This window comes from Nocardiopsis listeri (assembly GCF_020741345.1).
GTDB classification, from domain to species: Bacteria; Actinomycetota; Actinomycetes; order Streptosporangiales; family Streptosporangiaceae; genus Nocardiopsis; species Nocardiopsis listeri_A.
This window is the reverse complement of the sequence record NZ_DYZD01000042.1, coordinates 1-3,320: the sequence shown is the minus strand read 5'-3', so window position 1 is coordinate 3,320 and position 3,320 is coordinate 1. Positions and strand designations below refer to the sequence as shown.

4 protein-coding genes and 1 pseudogene are annotated in these 3,320 nt (G+C 69.9%); 2 read left to right on the top strand and 3 right to left on the bottom strand.

The window, feature by feature from the left end; all coding sequences use genetic code 11:
• Positions 1–139: pseudogene (locus K8V84_RS25810) on the bottom strand (ABC transporter ATP-binding protein); the annotation flags it as partial.
• Between the two features lie 270 nt (positions 140–409).
• Here K8V84_RS25810 and K8V84_RS02390 point away from each other — a divergent pair.
• On the top strand, positions 410–1,636 hold the full coding sequence (locus tag K8V84_RS02390; protein ID WP_304069747.1) for a heparan-alpha-glucosaminide N-acetyltransferase domain-containing protein: 1,227 nt from the start codon (positions 410–412) through the stop codon (positions 1,634–1,636).
• 6 nt (positions 1,637–1,642) lie between these two features.
• Here K8V84_RS02390 and K8V84_RS02385 read toward each other — a convergent pair whose 3' ends face one another.
• On the bottom strand, positions 1,643–2,149 hold the full coding sequence (locus tag K8V84_RS02385) for a DinB family protein (protein WP_304069745.1): 507 nt from the start codon (positions 2,147–2,149) through the stop codon (positions 1,643–1,645).
• A 215-nt stretch (positions 2,150–2,364) separates the two neighbouring features.
• Between K8V84_RS02385 and K8V84_RS02380 the strand changes: the two genes are divergently transcribed.
• On the top strand, positions 2,365–2,889 hold the full coding sequence (locus K8V84_RS02380; RefSeq protein ID WP_304069744.1) for a GNAT family protein: 525 nt from the start codon (positions 2,365–2,367) through the stop codon (positions 2,887–2,889).
• Between the two features lie 3 nt (positions 2,890–2,892).
• Here K8V84_RS02380 and K8V84_RS02375 read toward each other — a convergent pair.
• Positions 2,893–3,320, bottom strand: a 428-nt coding sequence (locus tag K8V84_RS02375) for a TetR/AcrR family transcriptional regulator C-terminal domain-containing protein (RefSeq protein WP_304069743.1), incomplete at its 5' end; no start/stop codon positions are given.

Below are 3,320 nucleotides of genomic sequence, written 5' to 3'. Positions count from 1 at the left end.
TGCCGCAGCCGCTGGGGCCGATGAGGCTGACGAACTGGCGGTGGGGGATCCGTAGTTCGATGTCCTGGAGCGCGGGGCGGTCCGGGCGGGCGCCCGGGTGTCGTTTGGTGAGGCCGCGCACCTCGATCCCGGCGGTCACCGTGGTTCCACGGTGGTCGGCCGGGTGTTCCCGGCCCGGGTTCGGTGTCGCACTGTGCACTCTCCAGGTGTTCGTCCTCGGACGGGTACGGGTCTCAGGACCCCTCATACCCGTCGGTAGGTCCCCACTGAAGTGACGATAGTTCACCGCGATTTCTTCCGTGCCGCCGCTATGTCATTGTTCACCTGCTCAATGGGACACGAAACCGAAGCTCATTCGGTCGGTGTGTTACGGTTCGACCACTTTGCGCCCAACCCATCCGAGAGACCCATGAGCCACCCCCACGAGGGCTCCGAGCGCCGGGAGCCCGCCGAGCCGCGGCCCTCCTCCACCCCCACGAACGGCGAAGGCCGCCTGGACGGGGTCGACCTGGCCCGGTGGGTGGCCATCGCGGGCATGCTGGCCGTTCACTTCGGAGTCCCGTTCCTGGAACCCGAGCACCCCGTGGCCCGACTCGTCGAGCAGTACGCCTGGGGACGTTCCACCCTGCTCTTCGCCTTCGTGGCCGGTATCTCGCTCGCTCTGCTGTCCGGTGGGCGGGAACCGCACACCGGTGCCATGGGGCGTACCACCGCCGGTCGGGTGGCGGTACGCGGGGCGGTGCTGATGCTCATCGGTTGGTCCCTCAACGCCGTCATCGTCGCATCCGGGTCCCATCTGACGGTGATCATCACCTACTACGGCCTCTACTTCCTGATGGCGCTGCCGTTCCTGCGCATGGCCGCGGACCGGGTCGCCATCGTGGCACTGGCGGCGTTGGTCATCGGCCCGCAGTTGCTGTTCGTACTGCGCAGGTCCAGCGAGAACGGCGGCTGGATGGCCCACTTCACGCTCACCCTCAACGACGTCGATCCCGCCCAGATCCTGGTGGACCAGGGGTTGCTGGAGCTGCTGGTGTACGGCTTCTACCCGGCGCTCGGCTGTCTCGCGGCGGTGCTGGCCGGGATCGCCGTGGGCCGACTCGACCTGCGTTCGCAGATCGTGCGCCTGCGTCTGGCCTGCGCGGGGATGGTCATCGCCTTCATCGCCTACCGAGGTTCCTGGCACGCCTGGGACACCTGGGGACTGGTGTGGGAACTGGGGACGCGTGAGGAGATCTCCGGGCCACTGCCCACCGACGACGCCCGCCGCCTGCTCAGCAGCATGTCGCACACCTCGACGACCCCCGAGGTCCTCGGTGGGATCGGGGTGTCCATGGTGCTGCTCGTCGGCTGTCTGTACGTGGCCGAACGACTGCCCCGGCTGGTCACGCCCTTCACCGCCGCCGGCGCCCTGGCCCTGACCATCTACGTGTTGCACGCGTTGGCCCTGGCCTGGCAGGAGACGGTCGACCTGGAATCGGCCCGGATGGCGCTGTGGATCAACGACCATCTCTCGGAGCTCTCCTTCGTGTTCGCGGTGGTCGGCGCCTTCCTGTGGCGGAGCGCGGTGGGTCGGGGACCTTTGGAGGCCGGAGTCTCCCGGATCAGCAGGTTCCTCGTGCCCGGCCGGCGTTGAGGACGTTCAACCTCCGGCGGCCCGCAGCATTCGCAACTGCCCGATCTCGGCGGCGTTCTTCATGAGTTCGGCGTTGACCCACCAGGCCGTGTCCGCCCGGGTCCGCCCCTCCGGCCAGGGGAAGGCCGTGGGCGCGTCGAGGTCGAGCCCGTCGAGGGTCTCGCGCCACTCCGATCCCAGCTCGCGCAGCCAGGGCACGGCGCGTTCCTCGCCCGGCCAGGTCACCTCGGTGCGTTCCCGAACCGGGCGCTCCAGGACGTGGTCGAGGGTGACCGACCACCACCAACCGATGTGCCAGGTGACCCAGGCGATCGTCGGTACCGGGATCGGGTCGGGTTCGGTCTCGGCCCAGTCCGGAAGCCACCGGCCGTCGGCCCGGCGGTGCACGGTCCAGCAGACCGGGGCGGGCTCCCAGAGGTGGTCCTGTGGTCCCAGGAGGCCCAGGTGGTACTCGAACAGCGCCCAGGTCATGTCGTACTGGTCGCGCAGCAGGTCACGGCGGAGATCGGGCATGGGCCCAACCTCTCACGCGGCTCCGATCCGGGAAAGCCGTTTTCCGGGGGCCGTTCGTGGGTCGGCCGATCCACCAGGTGCGCGGCGGCGGCGCGGGACGCGGCTCGGGTGGTGGGCCTCGGAGTCGGCGAGACCCGGGGACGGGCTAGAGTCCTGAGTTCGGTGGGCGCCGGGCTCGTGGGTGTTCGCCGGTGGCACACGACCTAGGAGCGCCAGTGGAGACGACCCGGCCGGTGACGGTGGACGACGCGGAGGAACTGACCGCGTTGCTGCTCGACAACCGGGAGTTCCTCGCCCCCTGGGAGCCACTGCACGACGAGGAGTACTTCACCGTCGCCGTGCAGCGCGCGCTTTTGGAGAGCGCGCTCGTGGAGCACGCGAACGGGCGGCGCCTGCCGCTCGCGATCGTCGACGGTGGACGTATCGTCGGCCGGATCAACCTGAGCGGGATCACCCGGGGCGGACTGCAGTCGGCGGCCGTCGGTTACTGGGTGGCGGCCGACAGCAACGGGCGCGGTATCGCCACGAGGGCGGTCGCCGAGGTGGTCGAACTGGCCTTCGGCGAGCTGCACCTGCACCGGCTCCAGGCCGAGACGCTTCCGGAGAACGCCGCGTCCCAACGTGTCCTGGAGCGCAATGGCTTCACCCGGTTCGGTGTGGCCCCGGAGTACCTGCGGATCGCCGGGAAGTGGCGCGACCACCACCTCTTCCACCGGATCAACCGGGACTGGCGCCCCTGAGGCTCACCCGTCCTCGCGGCCGGCGAGCTCCTCTTCGGCGATCGCCCGGAACCCGGCGAGCAGGGAACGCAGTCCGAACTCGAACCGCGTCCCGCCGAACGGTACGCCTCCCCGGGAGAGGGCCCACCGAAGGGTTTCGGCGTTCCGGTAGGCCGATTCGACCTGCTGGCCCCGATCACCCATCGGGCCGCCCTCGCCCTCCTCGAAGGTGCTCTGCGCCGCGACCGTGGCGGCTCCGCGCACGTAGGAGTCCAGGGCGTCGATCATGTCCAGCCGGGTCTGCGCGCTGAGGTCGGTGCCGTCGAAGATCCGCAGTGCCGAGTCCAACCAGGTCAGCGTGGACGGGCCGAACTCGCGCACGGACAGGCGCAGCTCCAGCATCCACGGGTTCTCCCGGAAGGCCACCCGGTCCTTCCGGGCCCACGCCGCCA